This window comes from Streptomyces sp. NPDC029674 (assembly GCF_044903205.1).
Classification (GTDB): domain Bacteria; phylum Actinomycetota; class Actinomycetes; order Streptomycetales; family Streptomycetaceae; genus Streptomyces.
The window spans coordinates 37,150-62,020 of sequence record NZ_JBJDPY010000031.1 but is presented as its reverse complement, the minus strand read 5'-3'; the positions used below and the strand labels follow the sequence as shown (position 1 = coordinate 62,020).

Annotated in this window: 22 protein-coding genes and 1 pseudogene; 14 read left to right on the top strand and 9 right to left on the bottom strand. The window is 73.1% G+C overall.

What is annotated here, in order from left to right:
- Positions 1 to 86: 86 nt before the first annotated feature.
- Together ACI2L3_RS38790 and ACI2L3_RS38785 are read left to right on the top strand one after the other, a co-directional pair.
- Positions 87 to 692: a hypothetical protein gene (locus ACI2L3_RS38790; protein WP_404757177.1), complete on the top strand. Its 606-nt coding sequence runs from the start codon at positions 87 to 89 to the stop codon at positions 690 to 692.
- Between the two features lie 157 nt (positions 693 to 849).
- Positions 850 to 3,261, top strand: a complete 2,412-nt coding sequence (locus tag ACI2L3_RS38785; RefSeq protein WP_404757176.1) for a right-handed parallel beta-helix repeat-containing protein — start codon at positions 850 to 852, stop codon at positions 3,259 to 3,261.
- Here the strand turns inward: ACI2L3_RS38785 and ACI2L3_RS38780 are convergent.
- Positions 3,221 to 5,560 carry a hypothetical protein gene (locus ACI2L3_RS38780; RefSeq protein ID WP_404757175.1) on the bottom strand — a complete coding sequence of 780 codons (2,340 nt, stop codon included), beginning with the start codon at positions 5,558 to 5,560 and terminating at the stop codon, positions 3,221 to 3,223. The two genes, ACI2L3_RS38785 and ACI2L3_RS38780, sit on opposite strands and share 41 nt — an antisense overlap.
- A 212-nt stretch (positions 5,561 to 5,772) precedes the next feature.
- Here ACI2L3_RS38780 and ACI2L3_RS38775 point away from each other — a divergent pair, with 212 nt between their 5' ends.
- The gene (locus ACI2L3_RS38775; protein ID WP_404757174.1) at positions 5,773 to 6,654 is read left to right on the top strand and encodes a DeoR/GlpR family DNA-binding transcription regulator; all 882 of its coding nucleotides are present in this window, start codon (positions 5,773 to 5,775) and stop codon (positions 6,652 to 6,654) included.
- Positions 6,655 to 6,716: 62 nt separating this feature from the next.
- On the top strand, positions 6,717 to 7,241 hold the full coding sequence (locus ACI2L3_RS38770) for an SRPBCC family protein (RefSeq protein WP_404757173.1): 525 nt from the start codon (positions 6,717 to 6,719) through the stop codon (positions 7,239 to 7,241).
- Between the two features lie 24 nt (positions 7,242 to 7,265).
- Here the strand turns inward: ACI2L3_RS38770 and ACI2L3_RS38765 are convergent, their stop codons facing one another.
- Positions 7,266 to 8,363, bottom strand: coding sequence for a PLP-dependent cysteine synthase family protein (locus tag ACI2L3_RS38765; protein WP_404757187.1), 1,098 nt, complete (start codon positions 8,361 to 8,363; stop codon positions 7,266 to 7,268).
- Positions 8,364 to 8,692: 329 nt separating this feature from the next.
- Between ACI2L3_RS38765 and ACI2L3_RS38760 the strand changes: the two genes are divergently transcribed.
- Positions 8,693 to 9,025, top strand: coding sequence for a hypothetical protein (locus ACI2L3_RS38760; RefSeq protein ID WP_404757172.1), 333 nt, complete (start codon positions 8,693 to 8,695; stop codon positions 9,023 to 9,025).
- Between the two features lie 193 nt (positions 9,026 to 9,218).
- Positions 9,219 to 9,695 carry an ATP-binding protein gene (locus ACI2L3_RS38755; protein WP_404757171.1) on the top strand — a complete coding sequence of 159 codons (477 nt, stop codon included), beginning with the start codon at positions 9,219 to 9,221 and terminating at the stop codon, positions 9,693 to 9,695.
- 38 nt (positions 9,696 to 9,733) lie between these two features.
- On the opposite strand, the gene ACI2L3_RS38750 is transcribed toward ACI2L3_RS38755, so the two are convergent.
- From ACI2L3_RS38750 to ACI2L3_RS38740, 3 genes and pseudogenes are all read right to left on the bottom strand, one after another.
- A complete protein-coding gene (locus ACI2L3_RS38750) occupies positions 9,734 to 12,358 on the bottom strand; it encodes an ABC transporter permease (RefSeq protein WP_404757170.1) in 2,625 nt (874 codons plus the stop codon).
- A gap of 725 nt (positions 12,359 to 13,083) precedes the next feature.
- Positions 13,084 to 13,851, bottom strand: a pseudogene (locus ACI2L3_RS38745) (ABC transporter ATP-binding protein); the annotation flags it as partial.
- Complete coding sequence (locus ACI2L3_RS38740; RefSeq protein WP_404757169.1) at positions 13,848 to 14,141, bottom strand: SHOCT domain-containing protein; 294 nt, start codon at positions 14,139 to 14,141, stop codon at positions 13,848 to 13,850. The gene ACI2L3_RS38740 and the pseudogene ACI2L3_RS38745, both read right to left, overlap by 4 nt.
- 221 nt (positions 14,142 to 14,362) lie before the next feature.
- Between ACI2L3_RS38740 and ACI2L3_RS38735 the strand changes: the two genes are divergently transcribed.
- From ACI2L3_RS38735 to ACI2L3_RS38715, 5 genes are all read left to right on the top strand, one after another.
- On the top strand, positions 14,363 to 14,959 hold the full coding sequence (locus ACI2L3_RS38735) for a TetR/AcrR family transcriptional regulator (RefSeq protein ID WP_404757168.1): 597 nt from the start codon (positions 14,363 to 14,365) through the stop codon (positions 14,957 to 14,959).
- Between the two features lie 23 nt (positions 14,960 to 14,982).
- A complete protein-coding gene (locus ACI2L3_RS38730; RefSeq protein WP_404757167.1) occupies positions 14,983 to 15,567 on the top strand; it encodes a DUF4865 family protein in 585 nt (194 codons plus the stop codon).
- Between the two features lie 68 nt (positions 15,568 to 15,635).
- Entirely contained in the window at positions 15,636 to 16,529 is an 894-nt protein-coding gene (locus tag ACI2L3_RS38725) for a phosphotriesterase (RefSeq protein WP_404757166.1), read from the top strand.
- 83 nt (positions 16,530 to 16,612) lie between these two features.
- Positions 16,613 to 17,212, top strand: coding sequence for a TetR/AcrR family transcriptional regulator (locus tag ACI2L3_RS38720; RefSeq protein ID WP_404757165.1), 600 nt, complete (start codon positions 16,613 to 16,615; stop codon positions 17,210 to 17,212).
- Positions 17,213 to 17,317: 105 nt separating this feature from the next.
- Positions 17,318 to 18,547 carry an MFS transporter gene (locus tag ACI2L3_RS38715; RefSeq protein WP_404757164.1) on the top strand — a complete coding sequence of 410 codons (1,230 nt, stop codon included), beginning with the start codon at positions 17,318 to 17,320 and terminating at the stop codon, positions 18,545 to 18,547.
- Here ACI2L3_RS38715 and ACI2L3_RS38710 read toward each other — a convergent pair.
- Positions 18,544 to 19,785, bottom strand: coding sequence for an ROK family protein (locus tag ACI2L3_RS38710; RefSeq protein WP_404757163.1), 1,242 nt, complete (start codon positions 19,783 to 19,785; stop codon positions 18,544 to 18,546). The two genes, ACI2L3_RS38715 and ACI2L3_RS38710, sit on opposite strands and share 4 nt — an antisense overlap.
- 153 nt (positions 19,786 to 19,938) lie before the next feature.
- Between ACI2L3_RS38710 and ACI2L3_RS38705 the strand changes: the two genes are divergently transcribed.
- The gene (locus ACI2L3_RS38705; RefSeq protein ID WP_404757162.1) at positions 19,939 to 21,318 is read left to right on the top strand and encodes an MFS transporter; all 1,380 of its coding nucleotides are present in this window, start codon (positions 19,939 to 19,941) and stop codon (positions 21,316 to 21,318) included.
- 51 nt (positions 21,319 to 21,369) lie between these two features.
- A complete protein-coding gene (locus ACI2L3_RS38700; RefSeq protein ID WP_404757161.1) occupies positions 21,370 to 22,113 on the top strand; it encodes a maleylpyruvate isomerase family mycothiol-dependent enzyme in 744 nt (247 codons plus the stop codon).
- Positions 22,114 to 22,116: 3 nt separating this feature from the next.
- On the opposite strand, the gene ACI2L3_RS38695 is transcribed toward ACI2L3_RS38700, so the two are convergent.
- On the bottom strand, positions 22,117 to 22,518 hold the full coding sequence (locus ACI2L3_RS38695) for a MarR family winged helix-turn-helix transcriptional regulator (RefSeq protein ID WP_404757160.1): 402 nt from the start codon (positions 22,516 to 22,518) through the stop codon (positions 22,117 to 22,119).
- A 110-nt stretch (positions 22,519 to 22,628) separates the two neighbouring features.
- Between ACI2L3_RS38695 and ACI2L3_RS38690 the strand changes: the two genes are divergently transcribed.
- Complete coding sequence (locus tag ACI2L3_RS38690) at positions 22,629 to 22,904, top strand: DUF6332 family protein (protein WP_404757159.1); 276 nt, start codon at positions 22,629 to 22,631, stop codon at positions 22,902 to 22,904.
- Here ACI2L3_RS38690 and ACI2L3_RS38685 read toward each other — a convergent pair.
- The gene (locus tag ACI2L3_RS38685; protein WP_404757158.1) at positions 22,865 to 23,530 is read right to left on the bottom strand and encodes a response regulator; all 666 of its coding nucleotides are present in this window, start codon (positions 23,528 to 23,530) and stop codon (positions 22,865 to 22,867) included. The genes ACI2L3_RS38690 and ACI2L3_RS38685 overlap by 40 nt on opposite strands.
- Positions 23,527 to 24,810: a sensor histidine kinase gene (locus ACI2L3_RS38680; RefSeq protein WP_404757157.1), complete on the bottom strand. Its 1,284-nt coding sequence runs from the start codon at positions 24,808 to 24,810 to the stop codon at positions 23,527 to 23,529. The genes ACI2L3_RS38685 and ACI2L3_RS38680 overlap by 4 nt, the downstream gene beginning before the upstream one ends.
- Positions 24,811 to 24,871: the final 61 nt, after the last annotated feature.

Below are 24,871 nucleotides of genomic sequence, written 5' to 3'. Positions count from 1 at the left end.
GGCGGCATCCGCATGCCCGCGCCCGGGTGGGGAACCCGGCGCCGGGGCATGGACGTTAAGACGGACGCGGAAGGGGGTGCAGGGCAGTGCGAGCAATCGTGGGTCTCTGGCGGTGGCGGCACAATCCGCTGTGCCGCGGCACCGACCTCCTCGAGGCCTGGCTTGCCCTGGTCGCGCTGGTGTTGATCGTCGTCGCCGTCCCGGTCGTCGGCGTGTTCACCACGAGCCTGTCCCGGGACGCCCTCCTCGCCTCGGTGCACCAGCAGCGCGCGGAACGCCACGCGATCACCGGCACCGTCCTGCGGAAGGCCGACTCGCCACCGATCGACCCCGACCCCGAGACCTCCTCGGCACGCGACGCGCACAGCCGCGTCCTCGCCCGCTGGCGGGCACCGGACGGCACCGATCACTACGGCGTCGTCCTGTCCGACCTCAAGTCCCCGCGCGCGGGCGACCACTTCCGGCTGTGGACCGACGAGCGGGGCCGGGTCGTCGGCCGCCCGCTGGACGACGCGACCGCGACGACCCACGCGGTCCTCGCCGGTTTCGGCGCGGCCACGGCGAGCATCGGACTCATCGAGGGCACCCGCAGGCTGGTCCTCTGGCGCATCGAGCGGGGACGCCATGCCCGCCTCGACCGGGCGTGGGAGAAGACGGGCCCGGACTGGGGCCGCACCGGCGCCGGTTCCTGACCCGTCCGCCCCGGCCATCAGGTCAACTCCGCCTGCCCACGCGCGCTACGGTGGACCGGCCGAACTCCTCGGCCCCTTGCGCACTGCCACGACACGCAGTGACACGGCACAGCCCGCAAGGTCCGGCGTACGAACAAGGTGGGGGCAGAGCAACTCCATGGCACAGGGCACGGTCCAGGTGACGCACACCGGCACGTCGCGGTGGCGGCGCCGCACCGGCGAGTACGCATCGCTCGCCGCTGCCTTGGAGGCCGCGAGCGACGGGGACGTACTGACCGTCGCCGCGGGCACCTACCGCGAGAACCTCGTCGTCCAGCGCGCGGTGACGCTGCGCGGCCCCGACAGCTCCCCCGGCTCGGTGCGCATCGCGCCGTCCGACGGGGTGCCGCTGACCGTCCGCTCCTCCGCGGTCGTGCAGGACCTGCTCATCGAGGGCCAGGACTCGTCCGCGCCCGCGCTGCTCGTCGAGGACGGTGCGCCTGAGCTCATCGGGATCCGCGTGGTGACGCGGTCCGCGGCCGGCCTGGAGGTGCGCGGCGGCGCGCGTCCGACGGTGCGCCGCTGCACCGTCGACAACCCCGGCGGCATCGGCATCGCGGTGCTCGACGGCGGGGGCGGCGTCTTCGAGGAGTGCGAGATCGTCGCGGCGGGCCAGTCCGGTGTCGCGGTGCGCGGCGGCGCCCATCCGCGCCTGGAGCGCTGCCGGGTGCACCACACCTCGGGCGCGGGCTTCTCCGTGACCGGGGAGCACACGGGGCTCGAGGCCATCGGCTGTGAGGTGTACGAGGTGAAGGGCTCGGGGGTGCAGGTCTCCGGGCGGGCCGCGGCGCACCTGACCGACTGCGACGTGCACCGCACCACCTCCGACGGCGTCACCCTGGACACGGACGCCGTGCTCACCCTCGCGGACTGCCGCATCCACGACATCCCGGAGAACGCGATCGACCTGCGCTCGCGCTCCGTGCTGACCCTCACCCGGTCGACGGTGAGCCGGTTCGGCCGCAACGGGCTCTCGGTCTGGGACCCCGGCACGCGCGTGGACGCCAACCAGTGCGAGATCCACGACAGCACGGGCGACTACCCGGCGGTCTGGGTCAGCGACGGGGCGACCGCCGTCCTGGAGTCGTGCCGGGTGCACGACGTGCCGGACGCGCTGTTCGTCCTGGACCGCGGCTCGCGCACCGACGTCGTCGACAGCGACCTCTCCCAAGTGCGCAACACCGCCGTGTCGGTGAGCGACGGCGCGACCGCGCAGCTCGACGACTGCCGTATCCGCGAGGCCGCCACGGGCGCATGGTTCCGCGACCACGGCAGCGGCGGCACCCTCGCCAACTGCACCATCGACTCCGTGCAGACGGGTGTGATCGTCACCAAGGGCGCGGACCCCACCATCGAGCGCTGCACGGTCACTTCGCCCGCCGAGGCCGGTTTCTACGTCTCCGCGGGCGGCCGCGGCAGCTTCCACGGCTGCCGGGTCAGCGGCAGCGACGGCTACGGCTTCCACGTCATAGACGGCTGCCGTACGACGCTGAAGAAGTGCCGCACGGAGCGGTGCGCCCGCGGCGGCTTCGAGTTCTCCGAGGAGGGGCCGCTCGTCGAGGAGTGCGCGAGCGACGAGAGCGGCGGCCTGCGCACCCCCGCGCCCGCGGCGCAGCCGACGCCCGCCGTGCAGACGGCCACGCAGACCGTCGGGCTGCTCGGCTCCCTGCCCGCCCAGCAGACCCCGCAGCCGGCCGCACCGACGCCGGAGAAGGCCGCCCGCGCCTCCAAGGAGGTCCTCGGCGAACTGGACGCCCTTGTCGGCCTGGACAGCGTCAAGCGCGAGGTGCGCGCCCTCACCGACATGATCGAGGTGGGGCGCCGCAGGCAGCAGGCCGGGCTCAAGGCCGCGTCGGTCCGCCGCCACCTGGTCTTCACCGGCTCCCCCGGCACGGGCAAGACGACCGTCGCCCGGCTGTACGGCGAGATCCTCGCCTCGCTCGGCGTCCTGGAGAGCGGCCACCTCGTCGAGGTGTCGCGGGTCGACCTCGTCGGCGAGCACATCGGCTCGACGGCGATCCGCACGCAGGAGGCCTTCGACCGCGCGCGCGGGGGCGTGCTGTTCATCGACGAGGCGTACGCGCTGTCGCCGGAGGACTCCGGGCGCGACTTCGGCCGTGAGGCCATCGACACGCTCGTGAAGCTGATGGAGGACCACCGCGAGGCCGTCGTGGTGATCGTCGCGGGTTACACCGCGGAGATGCGGCGGTTCCTGTCCGTCAACCCCGGTGTGGCGTCCCGCTTCTCACGGACCATCACCTTCAGCGACTACGCCCCGGAGGAGCTGCTGCGGATCGTGGAGCAGCAGGCCGACGAGCACGAGTACCGCCTCGGCACCGGTGCGTCCGAGGCGCTCCTGAAGTACTTCACGGCGCTGCCCAAGGGTCCCGCTTTCGGCAACGGCCGCACCGCGCGGCAGACCTTCGAGGCGATGGTGGAGCGGCACGCCGGGCGGGTCGCCCAGCTCGACGAGCCGAGCACGGACGATCTCACCCTGCTGTATCCGGAGGATCTGCCGGAGCTGGTGTGACCCCTTCGGCCGTCGGCGGACGGGGGGACGGCACGCCGGTCTTGAGGCGGGCGAGGAGCCGGGCCCGTTCCTCCGCGAAGGCGGGGTCGGCCTGGTAGTCGCCGTGGCCGAGGATCGGGGCGGGCAGCGGATGCTCCTCCGTACGCCCGTAGGCGAGGGGGTCCTTGAGGGCGGCGCGGTCGACCTGTGGGCCGCAGTCGCCGTGCAGCTGGATGGGGCCGCCTATCGGGTCCGTGGCGCGGTACAGGTTGCGCCAGCAGTCGACCTCGCGGTGCAGCGTCGTCAGGGCCGCGGGGCCGAAGTGGGCGGGGAACCAGCGGCCGTAGAGGCGCTCCAGGGGTGAGCCGTAGGTGAGCAGGGCGACGCGCCTGCGGACCGAGGGACGCAGCTGCCAGGCGGCGGCCGCGGCGAGGACGCTGCCCTGGGAGTGTCCGGAGATGACGAGGCGGCCGCCCGTGGCGCTGGTGGCGCGCGTCCAACTGGCCATCCGCCAGGTCAGGTCGGGCACCGCGCGCTCCGCGTAGCAGGGCGGCGCGAAGGGGTGGGCAGCGCGCGGCCAGAACGTGCCGACGTCCCAGAGGATGCCGATGGTGCGGCGGGCCGACTGGTCCTTGTAGGCGCGGCGGCCCCAGGTGACGAACAGTATGAAGCCGAAGCCGATGAGCCAGGAGCCGAGGGCCTGCGAGGTCTCGGCCGCGCCCTCCAGGGCGTTGGGGGTGCCCTGCGCGGCCTGCGCCGGCACCTCGTCCGTCACCCATGCGCCGGTGAGGGCGGCGGCGCCGAGCAGCAGCGTCACGGCGGAGATGATGCCGACGAGCAGGGGTGCGCGGTCGGTGAGGGCGGCACGCGCGCGGGTGCCCGCGATGCGGCGGGTGCGGGTGGAGTCCGCGCGCTCGTCGGGGTAGTCCCGCGCCAGCTGCGCCATCTCGCGGCGCTTGCGCTGCATGGTGCGTACGCCGAACCAGCCGCACAGCACCGCGACGACGACCAGGAGCGGCGGGATCACGGACGCCTGCCAGGTGAGCACCACGGCAGGGCCCGCGATCGAACCGTGCGTGCCGTCCAGCCAGTCGGACACGCGCTGCGCGCCGCCGCCGGTCATGACGCCGCCGAGCGCGCAGGACAGCATGGCGACGGCGGGACCTCCGAAGCCGCGGATGGCGGTGCGGGAGTCGGGAGAGGAGCGGTACAGGAGGTGCGCGACCACCGCGAGGCACAGGACCAGGAGGCCCTGGACGAGCGCGATGCCGCCGAAGGTCGCGTCGCCCGGCAGCCTGCCCGTGGAGCGCCAGCCGGGGCGCGACCAGCCCGCGTAGAGGAGGACGAGCACGAGGAGGGCGAGCGCGGTCAGCGGCAGCCAGCGCACCAGGGTCCGGTCCAGCTTCCGGTCGAGGCGGTTCTCGGTGCGGCCCCTGCGGCACACCACCCAGACGACAACTGCCCCGCCGACGACCAGCGTTGCGTCCAGCGCCCAGCCGAGGGCGTCGAGCGGGGCGGGCCCGCCGGGGCGCCGGTCGTGCCGCGCGGCCGACGTGCCGACCGCCGCGGCGACGGTGAGCAGGCCCGCGGCGGTGTGGGCGGCGCGCAGCCGGGCCACCAGGCGCCGTCCGTACCAGAAGCCGGGCCTGCCGAGGGCGGTGCGGCTGGTCTCCTCCTCCGGGTCGGGCTGCTGGGGCAGCGGCTGCTGGGACTCGTACGCGCTCCAGGTGCGGTGGGACAGGTACCAGAGCAGGCCGGTGAGCGCGGCGGGGAGCAGGGCGGCGACGGCGAGCCGGCGGCCGGGCTGGGACCACCAGCCGCCGTGGCCGGAGCCGTCGGTGGCGAGGAAGCCGAGCCAGGCGCGGTCGTCGGCGCACTCCGGGGTGCCCGCGCACTGCCAGGCCGTGAGGTCGAGCGCGAGCTCGCAGGCGGCGGCGACGAGCAGCACGGTGAGGGTGAGGCCGATGAGGCGCACCAGGAGGCCGTAGGTGCGCACGAGCCGTTTGCGGTGGCGTGAGGTGGGGCGCATCCAGTGCGCGAGGTTGACGACCATGAACGGCAGCAGCAGGAGCCACAGGGCCCGGGAGCCGTTCCCGGACGTCAGGTTGCACCAGACGTACGCCTCGGGCACCGGTTTGCCCCGGTAGTCGTCGGGGCGCCGCTCCGCGTCGGCGTCCTCGGTGCGGCGGAACATGGCCGCCGTGTCGTCGCCGGTGATCCGCACGGTGCGAGGATCGTCCAGCATCCGTTCCGGTGTGGTTCCCCCGACTCCATGGACCAGGAGTTCCAGGGCGGTCTCGTCCTGCGTGGCTCGCTCCACAGTTCCGCTTCCCCCGAGGTGCGCACGGTGAGAGCACAAGGATCTCGGGTCGCGGCCCTCCGCGCACCCCTCGTCACGCAATCTCCCCCTTACTGATGGCTTCCGTGCGCGGCCACCGGTCGGTGGCGCGGCTGTCGGTCGCCCGTGCGAGGATGAGGCAGCGCGCCGGGCGGGCGCGACGGACGTGACGAGGCAGAAGGGCCGGACCGGGCGTGAGCGACAACCAGAACCTCCTCGCCGAGCAGCGCCGCGCCCTGATCCTCGACGAGGTGCGCCGCCGCGGCGGCGTCCGCGTCAATGAACTCACCCGCAAGCTCGGCGTCTCCGACATGACGGTCCGCCGCGACCTCGACGCGCTGGCCCGCCAGGGTGTGCTGGAGAAGGTGCACGGCGGCGCGGTCCCGGTGGTCGAGGCGAGCACGCACGAGCCGGGTTTCGAGGCCAAGTCGGGCCTGGAGCCGACCGCCAAGGAGGACATCGCGCGGACCGCGGCGTCCCTGGTGGCGCCCGGCACGGCGATCGCCCTGTCCGGCGGTACGACGACGTATGCGCTGGCCCACCACCTCCTGGACGTGCCGGATCTGACGGTGGTGACGAACTCGGTGCGGGTGGCGGACGTATTCCACGCCGCGCAGCGCACCTCCGGGCAGCGGCAGGGCGCGGCGACGGTCGTGCTGACGGGCGGCGTGCGGACCCCGTCGGACTCGCTGGTCGGCCCGGTCGCGGACCAGGCGATCGGCGCGCTCCACTTCGACGTGCTCTTCCTGGGTGTGCACGGCATATCTCTGGAGGCGGGACTGTCGACGCCGAACCTCGCGGAGGCGGAGACGAACCGGCGCCTCGTGCAGTCGGCGCGGCGCGTGGTGGTGGTCGCGGACCACACCAAGTGGGGGACGGTGGGCCTGAGTTCGTTCGCGACGCTCTCGCAGGTCGACACGCTGGTGACCGATGCGGGGCTGCCCGCGGAGGCGCGTGTGGAGATCTCCGAGCATCTGAACCGGCTCGTGATCACGGGTGAGCATGCGACGGCCGGGGAGACCGACGGCTCCGTCGCGGCGGACGCCGGCAACTCCGAGGACGGCGCAGACATCTGACGGCCCGCCAGCTATGGTGACGGTGCTCGGTCGACCGTCCGTCCGCTGGGAGGCAGAGTTACGTGCCACGCCGACTGCGCCCCGTGGGGCTCGAGTTCGTGGATTCCGCTCCGGTGCGTCTGGTCTTCGTACGCGAGGTGAGCGCGCCGCCCGAGGCGGTCTACCGCGCTCTGGCCGACGACGTGACGGGCTGGCCCCGGTGGTTCACCGCGGTCACCCTGTGCCGGCCCACGGGCGGGGGCACCGGCCGTGAGGTCCGGCTCAAGGGCGGGACGCGCTTCCGGGAGTCGATACTCGCGGCCGACGAACCGGAGCGGTACGTCTACCGCGTAGACGAGACGAACGCGCCCGGCCTGCGCGCCCTCGTCGAGGAGTGGCGGCTCTCCCCGGCTCACACGGAAGCCACCGGCACCGGCACGGGCACCGGCACCGGCACCGGCACCGGCACCCGAGTGCAGTGGACCTTCGCCATGGACGGCGCCGCCCCCTTGCGCGGCGCCCTGGGGCTCGGCCGCCCGGGGCTCGGGCGGGCCTTCCGCGACGCCGTCACGGCTTTGGACCGGCGACTCGCCGCGGCGAAGGCGTAGACCCGAAGGAGGCGGAGGGCGCGGCTACTCGGGCCACGCCCCCGTGGTCAGCAGCGTGTCGATCGCCAGCGTGTACGGCGCGATGTCCAGGCCCTGTTCGGCCAGCCACACGTCCGAGTAGTACTTGTCCAGATAGCGGTCACCGGGGTCGCAGATCAACGTCACGACGCTGCCCGTACGGCCCGCGGCCACCATCTCGGCGACGATCTTCAGGGCGCTCCACAGGCCCGTGCCGGTGGAGCCGCCCGCCTTGCGGCCGATGGCCCGCTCCAGGGCGCGCACCGCGGCGACGGACGCCGCGTCCGGCACCTTCATCATGCGGTCGATCGCGCCGGGCACGAAGCTCGGCTCCATCCGGGGCCTGCCGATGCCCTCGATGCGGGAGCCGCAGTCGCTCGTGGCGTCCGGGTCGTTCTTCGTCCAGCCGTCGAAGAAGCAGGAGTTCTCCGGGTCGGCGACGCAGATGCGGGTGTCGTGCTGCATGTAGTGGACGTAGCGCGCGATGGTCGCCGAGGTGCCGCCGGTGCCTGCCGTGGCGACGATCCAGGCGGGCTCCGGGTAGCGCTCGAGCCTGAGCTGCTGGTAGATCGATTCGGCGATGTTGTTGTTGCCCCGCCAGTCGGTGGCCCGTTCCGCGTAGGTGAACTGGTCCATGTAGTGTCCGCCGGTCTCGACGGCGAGGGCCGCGGACTCCGCGTACATCGTGCGCGGGTCGTCCACGAAGTGGCACCGGCCGCCGTGGAATTCGATCAGGCGGCACTTCTCGGCGCTGGTCGTGCGCGGCATCACCGCGATGAAGGGCACCCCGATCAGCTTCGCGAAGTACGCCTCGGAGACGGCCGTGGACCCGCTGGACGCCTCGATGACCGGGCGGCCCGGCCTGATCCAGCCATTGCACAGACCGTAGAGGAACAGCGAGCGGGCGAGGCGGTGCTTGAGGCTGCCCGTCGGGTGGGTCGACTCGTCCTTCAGGTACAGGTCGATGCCCCACTGTTCCGGCAGCGGGAAGCGGAGCAGGTGCGTGTCGGCCGAACGGTTGGCGTCGGCCTGGACCTTGCGGACGGCTTCTTTGAGCCAGGAACGGTACGTCTCGTCGCTGTGGTCGACATCGAGCGTCGGCATCGGCCCGTCGGCTCGAATCTGCTGTGGGGTGCTCACGGCGGGGCTCCTTCGCGTCGTGCCGGACGCGATTCGACGCGGCCGTACACCTCGATCTTAAACACCCGCCACACCCTTCTCACCTGCATAAACACACCTTTGAGCACCTCAAAGTCACAGCTGGCGCAGCCCTGGGGAGAGCGCACGGAACACCGCCACGGGCTGCTTCGAAGCGCCGGTCCGACCTCCCCATGCGCACTGGTGCTCGACGCCGGGGACGTGCAGACTTCACCGCACGGGACGCCTGTCCCGGTCCGAGCGATTCACCGAAACGCACAAGGGGGCGCAGAGCCATGGCGGAGCCGGAGTTCACGGCTACGGGCGTGCGGATCGGGCGGCGGTTGCGCTCCCTCACGCGTGCCGGCCAGGTCCGCATCACCGATGGCAGGCTGGAGTTGCTGACCAGCTACGGCAAGGAAATCGACAGCGCGCCGCTCCAGGCGGTGCGCACGGGCAAGCCCTGGTTCGCCCCGGACGACCGGGCTCTCGCCGAGGTGAACGGCACCCGCTACCGGCTCACGCTCGGCGAGCACGAACCGCGTCCGGGCGAGTCAGGGCCGCCGACGGTGCGCCGGTTCATCGAGGCGGTGCGCAGCGCCACGGAACACCAGCGTCCGCGGGGCTGAGTGAACCCACCGCGCCGCGCGCGAGTTGCACACCCCCGCCCCCTGGGTCACTCTGGTCTCACATCACTCTGGGTTTACCGGCGGTGACGCTGCGAACCAGCCCCGTCGGCCACACAGCAGGCGGCAGACCACGCGGCCCCTGCTGGATCCGATCGTCGTCTTCTTCCGGACCTCAATTCGGGGAGTCGCAGCCGTGATCAGCCAGCCAAGCAGGCATTGCACGGTAGAGCTACAAGCCCTGCCGTCGCGGATCGGCCAGGTCCGCAGAATCGTATCTGCGCAGTTGCGCTACTGGCATCTCGATCCCTTGATAGACCAGGCCGCCCTCGGTGTGACGGAGTTGCTCACCAACGTCCACCGGCACGCCGAGCCGGACAAGCTCTGCACCGTGGAGATCGAGCTGCTGCTCGACCGGCTCACGGTCTCCGTCCACGACCACGATCCCCGGCTCCCCCAGGTCCACGACGTGGAGTCCCTCGCCACCTGTGGCAGAGGGCTCGCGATGGTCGCCGCGGTCAGCGAGAGCTGGGGCGCCCGCCCGCAGGGCGACGGGGGGAAGGTCGTGTGGTTCACGCTTCCGGCCGCCCCCTCGCCCACGGTGTCGTTGTCGTCGTATCCCGTGTACGGGGTGGTCGAGAAGACTCCCGCCCGGCCGGCCGTTGTCGGCTGACCGGGCGGTGATCTTCCGCTCGACGTACGGGCGGGGCCTCACTCGGTGGTGATGGCCCGCAGCACGTCGAGCCGGGCCGCCCGCCGAGCCGGGCGCAGGCCCGCCAAGGCGCCCGCGGCCAGCCCCACCAGGGCGACCACCGCGAGCTGCACCGGCGGCACGGCGAACGCGAAGGCGCTCTCGGTCGTGCCGTCGGACGCCTTGACGAGCACCCAGCCGAGAAAGCCGCCCAGCGCGAGCCCGCCGACCGTGCCGAAGGCGGCGACGAGCACCGACTCCCAGCGGACCATGGCCCGCAGCTGGGTCCTGGTCTGGCCGACCGCGCGCAGCAGACCCAGTTCGCGGGTGCGCTCGTGGACGGCGAGGGTCAGCGTGTTGGCGATGCCCAGCAGGGCGATGAGTACCGCCAGAGCGAGCAGCGCGTAGACGAGGGTGAGCATCATGTCGATGCCGCCCGCGGAGGCCTCCGCGTACTCGGAGCGGGTCTGTACGTCCGGGTTGCCGTGGTCCCGCGCCGTCCGCGCGATGGCCGCCTTGCCGTCGTCGGTGCTCACGCCGTCCTTGAAGGTGACGGAGACGACACTGTCGGCGTCCTGTGTGCGGTGCGGGGCCCAGGCCTCACGGGTGATGACATAGTCACCGGCGAGCTCCGACAGGCCGTAGACCGCGCGGACCGTGAAGGTCTCCTTCTCGCCGTCGGCGAAGGCCAGTTCCGCCCTCGAGCCGACCTTCAGGCCCTGCTTCTCCGCCTCCGGCCGGGTAATGGCGATCCCGTCGTCGCCGAGCGCGTCCAGCGAGCCCTCGACCTTCCCGAGGTCGAAGGATTTCGCGAAGGGTTCCGGGTCGGTGACGGTGAGGGCGCGGCCCTCGCCGTTGACCTCCGCGGCTCCCCTGCCGAGGCCGACGGCCGTCTCGACCTCCGGCCGCTCCGCGAGCGCGGGTGCCAGCTTCGGGCTGAGACCGCTGCCGCCCGCGCCGAAGCCGGGGGTGCTGACCGCGACGTCTCCGGCGAAGGAACGGTTCACGGTCTGGTCCATCGTGGCCTTCAACGAGGCACCGAAGACGGTGAAGAGGGAGACGACGGCGACGCCGATCATCAGCGCGCTCGCGGTGGCCGCGGTCCGCTTCGGGCTGCGCAGCGCGTTGCGCCGGGCGAGGCCGCCGGTGACGCCGCGCAGCCGGTCCAGGGGGCCGCCGAGGATGCGTACCGCCCGCGAGGAGGCGACCGGCCCGAGCACGACGAATGAGACGAAGGCGAGGACGGCTCCGGCGCCGGCCAGCCAGAGGGACGGGCTGACGACGACGCCGGCCAGGACGAGACCCACGGCGGCGAGCGCGAGGCCGGCGCCCGTGACGGCGCGGCGGCGTGAGGCCCCCGAGTGGTCGACGGCGGTCTCGCGCAGTGCGGCGAGCGGTGCGGTGCGTCCGGCCCGTACGGCGGGCAGCAGCGCGGAGCCCAGGCAGACCGCCACGCCGACGGCGAGCGGCAGCAGCATGGAGAGCGCACTGATCACCAAGTCGCCTTCCGGGAACGGGAATCCGATGGCGGGGAAGAGTGCCCGCAGCCCGGCCGCGATCCCGATGCCGCCCGCGAGCCCCGCGGCCGACGCGACCACGGCGACCGCGCTCGCCTCGACGAGGGTGGCGGCGGTGACCTGGCGGCGCGAGGCTCCGAGCGCACGCAGGAGAGCGTTCTCGCGGGTGCGCTGGGCGACGACGATGGCGAAGGTGTTGTGGATGCTGAAGGTGGCGACCAGCAGCGCCACTCCGGAGAACACCAGTAGGAAGCCGGTGAAGAGGTCGAGGAACTGGCCCGAGATGTTGTCGGTGCTCTCCGCGGCCGACGCCTCGCCGGTGATGGCCTCAACTCCCTTGGGCAGTACGGGGGCCAGCGCGTCGACGAGCTCCTGCTCGCTCACTCCGGGGCCTGCCCGCACCCGGATGGTGGCGGCCTCGCCGGGCTTCGGCGTGAGGTACTTCTCGGCGTCGGCCCGCGTCATGCCGGTGTACGTGGTCTGCGCCATGCCGTCCTCGCCGCCGAAGGTCGCGAGACCGACGATCCGCACCTCGACGGGGTCGGGGGTGCGGAGCGTCGTCGTGTCGCCGATCTTCAGGTCACCGGCCTCGGCGGCGCCGCGGTTGACGACGACCTCGCCGGACTTCGATGGGGCCCGCCCCTCGGCGAGTCGGTACGCGTTCAGCTCCTCGTCGTCGATCCAGTTGCCGGCGAGAGTGGGCGGGCCCTGCCCGCCGACGGGCTCACCGTCCTTGCCGATCAGCTGCCCCGCGCCCTCGAGGCCGGGCGCGGCGGCCGCCACCTGACCGGTCGCCTCGATCTTCTCGACGAGCTCCGTCGCGACGGGCTTGCGGGTGCCCTGACTGTCGTCGGGCGTGGTGATGGCGTCCGCGCTGCGCACGACGGCGTCGGTCCCGCTGGTGGCGCTGCCGAACATCGTGTCGAAGCTGGCCCGCAGGGTGTCGCCCATGACGAGCGTGCCCGCCAGGAAGGCGACGCCGAGCATGACGGCGAGAAACGTACCGACGAAGCGGCGCTTGTGGCCACGCAGCGAGGAGAGACTGATGCGGGCGGGGGTACGGAGGGAGCCGTGGTGGCCCACGGGGCTACTGGGTCCCTTTGAGCCGCTGGCGTCAAGGGAGTTCATGATGCTGGGTCCTTGGTGTGGGTGCCGTCCGGGGCGGGAGTTGACGCGGGGGTTTGGGGGGCGCGGGGGGTGGGGGGCTCCGGGGCATGGGGTGCGGGCCGCTCCGAGGTGCTGGCCGTGGGCGACTCCGGGGCGCGGGGTGTGGGCCGCTCCGGGGTACGGGCCGCGGGCGGCCCCGAGGTACCGGTCTCAGGCGACTCCGAGACGCGGGGTGCGGGCCGCTCCGAGGTACCGGCCGCGGGCGGCCCCGAGGCACCGGTCTCAGGCGACTCCGAGACGCGGGGTGCGGGCCGCTCCGAGGTACCGGCCGCGGGCGGCCCCGAGGCACCGGTCTCAGGCGACTCCGGGGCACGGGGCGCGGGCCGCTCCGAGGTACCGGCCGCGGGCGGCCCCGAGGCACCGGTCTCAGGCGACTCCGGGGCACGGGGTGCGGGCCGCTCCGAGGTACTGGCCGCGGGCGGCTCCGAGGTACCGGTCTCAGGCGGCTCGGCGGCACGACTCGCGGACCACCGCGAGGCACGAGTTCCGGACCGCTCCGAGACACGGGCCTCAGGCGACTCCGACGCGCCTGTGACGAACAGCTCCGAGGCGCGGGGCGTGGACAGCCCTGAGGCACCGGTCCCGGGCGGCCCCGAAGCGCGAGTCACGGACTGCTTCGAGGCACCGGTCCCGGGCGGCCCCGAAGCACGGGGCGAGGGCGACTCCGAGGCGCCGGTTCCGGGTGGCTTCGCGTCGAGTGACTTGAGGTGGTCCAGGACCTTGTCCGCGGTCGGAGCCGTCATGCGGTCCACGAGGCGCCCGTCGGCGAGGAAGACGACCTCGTCCGCGTGGGCGGCGGCCACTGGGTCGTGGGTCACCATGACGACGGTGCGGCCCATCCGGCGCACCGCCGCGCCGAGCAGGTTCAGCACCTCTTCGCCGGAGCGCGAGTCGAGGTTGCCGGTCGGCTCGTCGGCGAAGACGACGTCGGGGCGGCCGGCGAACGCCCGTGCAACGGCGACGCGTTGCTGCTGGCCGCCGGAGAGTTCGGCGGGCCGGTGGTGCAGCCGGTCGCGCAGCCCGACGACGTCGACGAGCGCGTCCGTCCACTCACGGTCGCCGTCGATCCCGGCGAGGTCCAGGGGCAGGGTGATGTTCTCGGCGACGGTCAGCGTCGGGACCAGGTTGAAGGCCTGGAAGACGAAGCCGACGCGGTCGCGGCGCAGCAGCGTCAGGCGCCGGTCGTCCAGCTTCCCGAGCTCCGTGCCGCCGATGTAGGCGGCGCCCGAGGTGAGCGTGTCCAGGCCTGCCGCGCAGTGCATCAGGGTGGACTTGCCCGAGCCGGACGGCCCCATGATCGCGGTGAAGCGTGCGGCGGGAAACTCGACGCTCACCCCGTCCAGGGCCCGCACGGCGGTGTCCCCGCTGCCGTAGATCTTCACGGCGTCGACGACGCGGGCGGCGCCGGAGACGGTGCCCACGGGGTGGGCGGGCCGCCCGGTCGCGGCGCTCATGCCGCACCGCCCTTGCCCGTCCGGCCGAACTCCTCGTTGAGGACGGTCAGCCGGCGCCAGTACTCGTCCTCGTCGATCTCGCCCGCGGCGAAGCGGTGGCCGAGCACGGCGATGGGCGAGTTCTCGTCGATGGCGGCGGAGGTCCCCGACGCCCGCAGCGGGCCGCGCCGACCGCGCCACACGGTGCGGCGGAGCAGGGTGACGGCGCCGATGACGACGGCCGCCCAGATGAGCGGAAAGAAGAGGATCCACGGGCCGGGCCCGCCGTCCCAGTGCGCCAGGGTCTGCATCTGAAGTCATCTCCTCCGAAGCGGTTTCTGCGGTTCCTGATGCCTCAAATCTCGCGCCGGGGGTGACCCCACGTCGTCGTACGGCCAGCGGCACCCCGCGTACCACCTCGGGAGTACGCGCGGCGTGCGCGCCTGCTTCCCCCGCTCCCGCGCCCGTCCCCGTTCCCATCCCCGTTCCCGACCCCTGGAGTTCTGTACCTACTAGTATGTACAGTGAGCGCATGAGCACTCCGGAGCGCCTGATCGAGTCCACCCGCGAGCTGCTGTGGGAGCGGGGTTACGTCGGTACGAGCCCGAAGGCCGTCCAGCAGCACGCGGGCGCCGGGCAGGGCAGCATGTACCACCACTTCCCGGGCGGGAAGCCCGACCTCGCGCTCGCCGCGATCCGACGCACGGCCGAGGAGATGCGCGCCACCGCCGAGGCCGTCCTGGGCGACGGCGCGTCGGCGTACGCACGCATCGAGGCGTATCTGCTGCGCGAGCGCGACGTGCTGAAGGGCTGCCCGGTCGGGCGGCTCACGATGGACCCGGACGTCATCACGAACGACGAACTGCGCGCACCCGTCACCGAGACACTCGACTGGCTGCGCGAGCGGCTCGCCGCAATCGTCGAAGAGGGCCGCGCCGGTGGCGAGTTCACGGCCACGCTCGACCCACCCGAGATCGCGTCGGCGATCGTGGCGACGGTGCAGGGCGGCTACGTCCTGGCCCGCTCGTCGGGCTCACCGACGGCCTTCGACGCGGCGGTCCGTGGCCTGCTCGCACTGCTCGCGGCCTCCCGCACGACCGCCGCCTTCCCCGCCACCAGCCCCAACTAGCCGCGCCATCAAGGGATTACGTCATGCACGCGATGCAGTACGAGATCACCCTGCCCGCCGACTACGACATGGGCGTCATCCGCCACCGCGTCGAATCGAAGGGCCACCTGCTGGACGAATTCCCCGGACTCGGCTTCAAGGCGTACCTGATGCGCGAGCGCGGCAAGGCCGGCTCGCCCGTGAACCAGTACGCGCCGTTCTACCTGTGGAACACCGCCGAGGGCATGAACTCCTTCCTCTGGGGCCCCGGATTCCAGGGGCTCGTCGACGACTTCGGGCGACCGGTGGTGCAGAACTGGACGGTGCTCGCGTACGAGGAGGGCGGCGCGCCCGGAGCCGTACCGAGGACGGCGGTCCGGCACCGCCGGCCCATACCCCCGTCTGCACGGCTTCCCGAGCTGGCTGACGAACTGGCCGTCGAGGCGCGGCGGTTGGCGCAGCAGCACGGCGCGGTGTGCGCCGTGACCGCCGTGGATCCGCGCACCTGGGAGGCCGTGCACTTCTCACTGTGGGAGCACGAGGCGCCGGCCATCACCGGCGACGTGTTCCAGGTGCTGCACCTCTCGACGCCCGAGCGGGAGAAGCTGCCGAGCGGACGGCAGTGGTGACCGCGAGCACCGGAGCGACCGCGACCCGAACGGACGCAACGGGCCCAGCAGGCCCATCGGTTCGTACGGTGCTGGGTGACATCGCCCCCGCCGACCTCGGCACCTGCGACGCCCACGACCACCTCTTCCTGCGCAGCCCTCAACTGCCGGGCCAGGAACTGGACTCGGCGGACGCCGCGGCCGCCGAACTGGCGGCGTTCCGCGCGGCGGGCGGACACGGCGTCGTGCAGTGGACACCGCACGGGATGGGGCGGCGCGCCGAACGGCTGCCCGAGCTGTCGAGAGCGACGGGCATCCACCTGGTCGCCGCGACGGGACTGCACCAAGCGGCCCACTACACACCCGAGTTCATCGACCGTCTCCGCGCGGTCGGACTTGCGGACCTCTTCTTCCGCGAACTCACCGAGGGCATCGGGGAGTCCGGCGTGCGGGCCGGGCTGATCAAGGTGGCGGGCGGCTTCCACGGCCTCGACGACCACGCGCGCTGGACGATGGCGTCGGCAGCCGAGGCGCACCGCGCGACGGGTGCGCCGATCGCCGTCCACCTGGAGCTGGGGACCGGCGCACTGGACGTACTCGACCTCCTCTGCGGCGAGTTCGCCGTGCCGCCGCACCGGGTGGTCCTCGGCCACCTCAACCGCGCCCCCGACCTCACCGGCCACCTCCAGGCCGCCGAGTCCGGCGCCTACCTCGCCTTCGACGGCCCCTCCCGCTCCCACCACGCCACGGACTGGCGCATGCCGGACGCGGTGCGCTCCCTGGCGGAAGCGGGCTACGGAGACCGCCTGCTCCTGGGCGGTGACACGACGACAGCGGCGGCACGTTCGGTGAACGGCGGTCCCGGCATGCCGCACCTGTTGCGCAGGCTGGGGCCCCGGCTGGCACGCACCGTGGGCGAGGAGCTGGTGGAGCGGATCCTGACGGTGAATCCGGGGCGGGCCTTCGGGGTGGAGTGGGGGTAGGCGGCGGCGACAGCGAGGCGCTCTCGTCGCCCACCCCCCGTAACGTATTGCACTGACCATTCCAAAACCGTTACCGTAGCCACATGGCCCGACCGAGGAGTTTCGACGAGGAGCGGGCCCTGGACGCGGCGATGCGCGCCTTCTGGGTGAACGGCTACGAGGCCACCTCGACCCAGGATCTGTGCGAAGCCACCGGCCTGGGCCGCAGCAGCATCTACAACACGTTCACCAGCAAGCACGAGCTGTTCCGGCGCTCCCTGAACCGGTACATGGAGATGATGAACGCCGGCCAGGTCGAGATCCTGGAGGACGTGGAGCTGTCGGCCACCGAGCGCGTTCGCGCCCTGCTCACCCGCGTCATCGACGGGGAGTTCGAGCACCGCGAGGGCGGGCACAGCATCGGCTGCCTCACCGTCAACACCACCGTGGAACTCGCCGGGCGCGACCCCGAGGCCGCCAGGATGCTGGAGCGCGACCTCGCGACGCGGCTCACCGCGCTGCGCGCCACGATCCGGGCCGGCCAGCTGGCCGGGGACATCACGTCCGCGCGGGACGCCGACACGCTCGCCCGCTACGTCAACGCCGTCATCGGCGGCATGCGGGTCTCCGCACAGGGCGGCGCCGACCGGGCGGCACTGCAGGCCGTCGCCGACACCGCCCTCGACGCGCTGGCGGCCCGCTAGCCCCGGGGGGCGCGGCGACACCTCCTCCACCCCCTCGCCGTACCCTTTCGTGCCCTTTTTCTGTACTGAACCATCCAAAACTCAGCCCGACAGGAGCACCCCACCATGCCCCGCGCCGTATACGTACTGGCCCTCGGCATCTTCGCCATGGTGACCAGCGAATTCGTGGTCGCAGGACTGATGCCGCAGATGGCCGACGGGCTGGACGCCACGATTTCCGAGATCGGTTATCTCATCACCGCCTTCGCCGCCGCGATGGCTCTCGGCGGGCCCTTCCTCACGGTCGCCGTACTGAGGTTGCGTCAGAAGACCGCGCTGATGCTCCTGTTCGGCATCTTCCTGGCGGGCAACGTGCTCGCGGCCCTCGCCCCCGACTACCGCACCATGCTCGTCGCCCGTGTGCTCACCGGTATCGCCTCGCAGGCGTTCTTCGGCGTCTCGATCTCCCTGGCATCCCGCATCACCCGGCCCGAAGTGCGCGGCCGCGCCGTCGCGGTGGCCCTCAACGGACTCATGCTGGGCACGCTGCTCGGGCTTCCGTTCGCCACCGTCGTCGGTGAACATCTGGGCTGGCGTGCCGCGTTCTGGGCCATCACCGTACTGACCGTGCTCGCCGCCGCGGCCACCCTCGCCGGCGTGCCGGGCGGCACCGGCGGCGAGAGCGAGGAGAACGGCACGCTGCGGCAGGAGTTGAGCGCCTTCCGCAACCCCCGGCTGTGGCTCGTCCTCACCACGAGCACCTTCGTGATCGGCGCGACGTTCTCCGCCTTCAGCTACCTCAACCCGATCCTCACGGAGCTCACGGGCTTCGCCACCGGCACCGTACCGCTGCTCCTCATCGCGTACGGCGCCGCCACCGTCATCGGCAACACCGTCGTCGGCCGGCTCGCCGACCGCCGTGCCGTCCCCGTGCTCGTCGTCGGCCTCGCGCTGAACCTGGCCTTCCTCGTCGGGTTCGCGCTCCTCGCCCAACTCAGCGTCCCGGCCGTCGTGTTCATGCTGGGCATCGGTCTCGTCGGCGTCACCATGAACCCCGCCCTGGTGACCCGCGTCCAGCGCACCGGCAACGCCCGGTCCCTGGTGAACACCGTCCACTCGTCCTTCATCACGCTCGGCATCATCATCGCCACCTCCGTCGGCGGCCCCGCCATCGACACCTTCGGACTGCGGGCGCCGCTGTGGATCGGCGCCGGCCTGGCCGCGCTCGGGCTGCTCTCGCTGCTGCCGGATCTGCTGCGCGGCCGGGCCACGGCCGCGGGGCGGACCCGGCCCACCGGCGCCGAAACCGCCGGCACCGCGGGCGAAACCGCGGACGACGTGCCCCAGCCCGTCTAGGGCGACTGGCCCAGCGCCCCCAGGGGGTCGTCGAGCACCGGCTGCCAGGCCAGCTCGGCGGCCCCCACCAGGCTGTTGTGGTCCAGCGTGCAGGCGAGGATCGGTACGCCGCCGCTGCGCCCCCACAGGCTCCGGTCCGCGACCACGGCGCGCAGCCGCTCGGGGTCGGCCTCCAGGAGGGCGCGGTGCAGGCCGCCCAGGATGATCCGGTCGGGGTTGAGGATGTTGACCAGACCGGCGAGCCCGAGGCCGAGCCGGTCGATCAGCGCCTCGGCCGCGGAGCGCACGGACGGGTCGCCGTACGCGTTGCGGAGCAGGTCACGGGCCTGCACGAGCAGCCCCTCCGGCCCCGGTTCACGGCCCGCCTCCGTCAGGAAGGCAAGGGGGTCGGTCTCGACGTCCAGACAGCCACGGCTGCCGCAGTGGCAGGGGCGCCCCGCCGAGTTCACGGTGAGGTGCCCCACCTCCAGGGCGAGGCCCGAACTCCCGGTGTGCAGACGGCCGTCGAGGACGAGGGCGCCGCCGACACCGCGGTGCCCGGTCGCCACGCAGAGCAGGTCCCTGGAGCCGCGGCCCGCGCCGTGGCGGTGCTCGGCGAGCGCGGCGAGGTTCACGTCGTTGCCCGCGAAGGCCGGCCCCGTGACGCCCGCGTCCCGTACGTGTTCGGCGAAGATCTCGGTGACCTGCGCGCCCGCGGGCCACGCCACGTGCAGCGGATTGAGCGCGGTGCCCTCCGGCTGTGCGACCGCGGACGGCACGGCGAGGCCCGCGCCCACACAGCGCCTGCCGGTCTCCCGCAGCAGCCGCGCGCCCGCGTCGACGACCGACCCGAGCACCTGCGCGGGGTCGGCGCCCACGGTCTCGCAGCCCGGCGCGGTCGCCACGATGTTCCCGCCGAGCCCGACGAGCGCCGCCCGGAAACCGTCGGCGTGCACCTGCGCCGCGAGCACCACGGGCCCCTCGTCGGCGACGGCGAGCCGGTGCGAGGGCCGTCCCTGCGAGCCCGCGGCCGCGCTGGGCTTCGCGTCGATCCGGATCAGTCCGAGCGCCTCCAGCTCGGCGGCGACGGCGCCCGCCGTGGCGCGGGTGACGCCCAGCTCGGCGGTGAGCACGGCACGGGTGGGCGCGCGTCCGGTGTGGACCAGTTCGAGCGCGGGGCCCAGCGCGCCGCGCCCTCGCTCCAGGCGCGTACGCGTGGTCATTTCCCCCTCGGCACGGGGGTCAGCCTTGCCGTTCATGAGGGCGAGTCTCCCATGATCCGTACATGGCCCCGCCGTTCCGCCGTCATCTGCTCGTTCCTCCCCGGACCGTCGCGCACGAGGTGATGCCCGTCCCGCAGGCCGCCGCACGACTGCCTTGTACACGACCCGCGCGCACCCTACCCTGACTTTGTGCCGCTACTAAACAAACTCGGGACCGCAGCACCACGGCCCTCCGCACCCGCCCCCGGCCTCCGCCGCCTACGCATCGCTCTGACCGTCTTCTTCGCCCTGGACGGCTTCGTCTTCGCCGGCTGGGTCGTCCGCATCCCCGCCATCAAGGAGCAGACCGGAGCCTCGGCCGGCGAGCTGGGGCTCGCGCTGCTCGCGGTCTCCGCCGGGGCGGTGATCACCATGACGCTCACGGGACGGCTCTGCCGGCGCTTCGGCAGCTTCCCCATGACGGTGGCGTGCGGGGTGGCGCTGCCGCTGAGCGTCGCCCTGCCGCCACTGACGGGCTCGGTCCTCGTCCTCGGTCTCGTCCTGCTGTTCTTCGGGGCCGCGTACGGCGGCATCAGCGTGGCGATGAACAGCGCCGCCGTGGATCTCGTACGCGCGCTGCGGCGGCCGGTGATGCCCAGTTTCCACGCGGCTTTCAGCCTGGGCGGCATGCTCGGCGCGGGCCTCGGCGGCTTGGTCGCGGGGCACCTTTCCCCCACCCCCCATCTGCTCGGCATCACCGTCATCGGCCTCGCGATCACGGCGGCGACGGCGCCCGCGCTGCTGCGGCACGGGGCGGCGGCCGGGCTCGGCGGAGCCGCCGGGGCGCCCGGAAGCGCCGCTGCGGACGCCACCGCCGAGACGCCCGGCGGCACCACTTCGGACGCCATTGCCGATGTGTACGGCAGCACCGCTTCGGGTGCCACCGCCGAGGCACCTGACAGCACAGATTCGGACGCCACCGCCCGGGTAGCCGCGCCCCGCCGCGACGCGTCCCGCCCGGACCGCCGCACCCGCGGACTCGTCCTCGTCTTCGGGCTCATCGCGCTGTGCACCGCGTACGGCGAGGGCGCCATCGCGGACTGGGGCCCGCTGCACCTCGAAGAGGACCTGCACGCGCACCCGGGCATCGCCGCCGCGGCCTACTCGTGCTTCGCCGCCGCCATGACCATCGGCCGGCTCTCCGGCACAGCGCTCCTGGAGCGGCTCGGCAGGACCCGCACGGTGGTCGGCGGCGGCGCGACGGCGTGCGCCGGGATGCTGCTGGGCGCGCTGGCGCCGTCGGCCGGGCTCTCGCTGGCGGGGTTCGCCGTCACCGGGCTCGGCCTCGCCAACATCTTCCCGGTGGCGATCGAACGGGCGGGCGCGCTCGCCGGGCCCGGTGGAGTCGCCGCCGCGTCGACGCTCGGCTACGGCGGCATGCTGGTCGGACCGCCCCTGATCGGGTTCATGGCGGACCGGTACTCGCTGCCCACCGCCCTGACGAGCGTCGCCCTGCTCGCCGCCGTCGCCTCGGTCATCGGCCTGGCGACACGGCACACGGAGACTACGGAGCGTACCGAATCGGTCTGACATCACCCGGAGGTTCCGGTTCCAGCGCACTCCGTCCGACACAATCCCCGCATGGAGATTTCCGAGCACATACAAGTCGTGGACCGGGAGGGCCGGTTGCTGGCCCGGGCCGCCGCGGAGGCGGGGACCGACGCGAAGGTTCCCACCTGCCCCGACTGGCAGGTGCGGGACCTGCTCCGGCACACGGGGATGGTGCACCGCTGGGCCGCCGCGTTCATCACCGAGCGGCGCACCTCGTACCGGCTCGGCGGTGAACTCCCGGACCTGGACGGCGAACCGCTCGTCGAGTGGTTCCGCGAGGGGCACGCCGCGCTGGTCGCGACGCTCGCCTCGGCGCCGCCCGACGTCGAGTGCTGGGCGTTCCTGCCCGCCCCCTCACCGCTGGCCTTCTGGGCGCGGCGGCAGGCGAACGAGACGACCATCCACCGCGTGGACGCCGAGTCCGCGCGCGCGGGCACCCCGTCGCCGATCGATGCCGACTTCGCCGTGGACGGGATCGAGGAGCTGCTGCTCGGCTTCCACGCCCGCGAGAGGAGCCGGGTGCGCAGCGACGTGCCGCGCGTGCTGCGGGTGCGGGCCACGGACACGCCGGACGGGCGGAGTTGGACGGTACGCCTCTCCGACGGTCCGCCGGTCACGGAGCGCGGCATGGCGGCAACGGCCGACTGCGAGGTGTCGGGGCCCGCGGCGCGGCTCTATCTGGCGCTGTGGAACCGGCTGCCGTTCCCGCAGGTGACGGGCGACCGTGCGCTGGCGGCGCTGTGGCAGGAGAGGTCCGCCATCGTCATGGGGTGACCGTCAGGCGGCGGGGGCGTCGAGCATCCGCTTGAGGACCGCCCGCTGCAGAGGTCGCACTTGCCGGTGCAGTGCGCGCCCCTTGTCGGTGAGGGAGACGCGCACGCCCCGCCTGTCCTCGCTGCACATCCCGCGCTCCACGAGGCCGTCCTTCTCCAGGCGGCCGATGAGGCGGGAGAGCGCGCTCTGGCTCAGGTGGACCTGCGAGGAGATCTCCTGCACACGGAACGTACAGCCGCCGTCGTCGGACGAACCCTCGGCCAGCACGTCCAGGACCTCGAAGTCGCTCGCGCCGAGACCATGGGGATGCAGCTCCCGGTCGAGCTCGCACAAGGTGCGCGCATGCACCGCGAGGATGTCCCGCCACTGATCCACGAGCCCCTGCTCGGCCGTTTTCGCCGCCATGACACGCACGGTAGCAGAGATCCGCCCCTTTATTGCGTCGGCATTTATTGCACATGCATATACGGGCCGGGGCGCTTGTACGCCGGGGGCACGCACCGCACACTTCAAGGATGGGGCGACGGACGCAGGCCGAGCGCGACGCGAACACGGTCGAGATCACCTACGCCCTGTTCGTCGCGACGTCCCTCGCGGGCTGCACGGTACTGGCCGTGGGGTCACCGGCGTTCTTCTTCGGCGTGCGGTCGCCCAGCGAGGGCACACTCGTGCGGGCCGGCCTGATCGCCGGGGCCGTGGTCTTCGTCGCCGCCCTGGCGATCATCCTCGTACGGCACCGGCGTGCGCCGCGTCAGCCCAGCCATCCCGGGCGGACCAGGCCTGATTCATAGGCGAGCACGACGAGTTGGGCGCGGTCCCGGGCGTTGAGCTTCACCATGGTCCTGCTGACGTGTGTCTTGGCGGTGAGCGGGCTGACCACCAGACGGCGGGCGATCTCCTCGTTCGACAGGCCGATGCCGACCAGGGCCATCACCTCCCGTTCCCGTTCGGTCAGGCCGCCGAGGGCGTCGGCGGCCGCGGGCTCCTTGGAGCGGGCCGCGAACTCGGCGATGAGGCGGCGCGTCACCCCCGGCGAGAGCAGCGCGTCACCCTCGACCACCGCTCTTACGGCACGCAGCAGTTCCTCCGGTTCGGTGTCCTTCACGAGGAACCCGGACGCTCCGGAGCGGATCGCCTCGAAGACGTACTCGTCGAGCTCGAAGGTGGTGAGCATGACCACCTTCACGTCCTCCAGACCTGGTGCGCCGGTGATGCGGCGGGTGGCGGCGAGACCGTCGAGCAGCGGCATGCGGATGTCCATCAGGACGACGTCGGGGCGCAGTTCCCGCACCAGCCGCACCGCTTCCTCGCCGTCCGCGGCCTCCCCGGCGACCCGGATGTCCGGCTGCGCGTCCAGGAGCGCCTTGAAGCCCGCCCTGACCAACGACTGGTCGTCGGCGAGCAGTACGCGGATCACTGGTCCTCCCGGGGTGCGGTGCGGGCCGCGGGTTCCCGGCCCGCGGCCAGGGGCAGTACGGCGGTCACGCGGAAGCCGCCGTCGGGACGCGGGCCCGCCTCGATCGTGCCATCAAGGGCAGCGGCCCGCTCCCGCATTCCGGCGAGTCCGCTGCCGCTGCCGCCCGCGTCGGCGGCGGTGGCGGGCCCGTCGTCGTCGATCCGCAGGGTGAGCGACGCGGCCTCGTGGCGCACCAGCACGCGCGCGTGGCGTGAACCGGAGTGCCGTACGACGTTCGTCAGCGCCTCCTGGACGATGCGGAACGCGGCGAGGTCCGTGCCCGGCGGCACCTTCGCGTGCACGCCCTCGGTCTTGACCTCGACGGTCAGGCCCGCGCTCCTCGCCTGCTCCACCAGCTCGGGCAGCCGGTCGAGGCCGGGCGCCGGGGCGCGCGGCGCCTCCCCGGGGGCGCGCAGGGTTCCCAGGACCTGACGCACCTCCCCCAGCGCCTCCTTGCTCGCGGCCTTGATGGTGGTGAGCGCGGTGCGGGCCTGTTCCGGGTCGGAGTCGAGCAGCGCGAGGCCCACGCCCGCCTGGACGTTGATGACGGAGATGCTGTGCGCGAGGACGTCGTGCAACTCCCGTGCCATGCGCAGCCGTTCCTCGCCCGCGCGCCGCTTCGCCGCCTGCGCGCGCTCGGCCCGCTCCTTGGCCCACTGCTCACGGCGTACGCGGGCGAGCTCGGAGACGGCGACGATCGCGACGACCCAGACGGCGGCGACGAGCTCCTCGCCCCACGGGCGGGCGCCGTCGTCACCGGGCGGCAGCCAGCGATAGAGCCAGTGCGCGATCAGCAGATGCCCTGCCCAGAGCCCGCCGACGGCACCCCAGGCCGCGCGCCGGTGGCCCGCGACGATCGCGGCGAAGCAGCCCACGGCGACGGCGAGGAACACCGGCCCGTAGGGGAACCCTGCGCCGATGTAGACCAGGGTGAGCGCGGCGGTGACGTACGCGACGGGCACGGGGTGGCGGTGGCGCAGCAGGAGGGACGCCGTGGCCAGGAACAGCAGCACCCGCGCCACAGGACCGACGTCCGCACGGGCCGGCTGACCGTGCCCGGCGAACCCGGAACCGACCTGCACGAACACGGTGAGCGCGAGCGTCGTCAGCCAGGGCAGCCGACGGTGACCCGTCGAGGCCCCGTCCCCGGAGCCCCCGTCCCCGGGGCCCCCGCGCCCGGGCCCCCCGGAGTTCCACCAGGGAGGCCCACCGCCGGGCCGGCGTTCGCGCTGCTGGTCCATGACGGCCACGCTAGACCGGCGCGGGGCCCGCGGGCGTCCGACGGGCGTGGCGATCACGCGT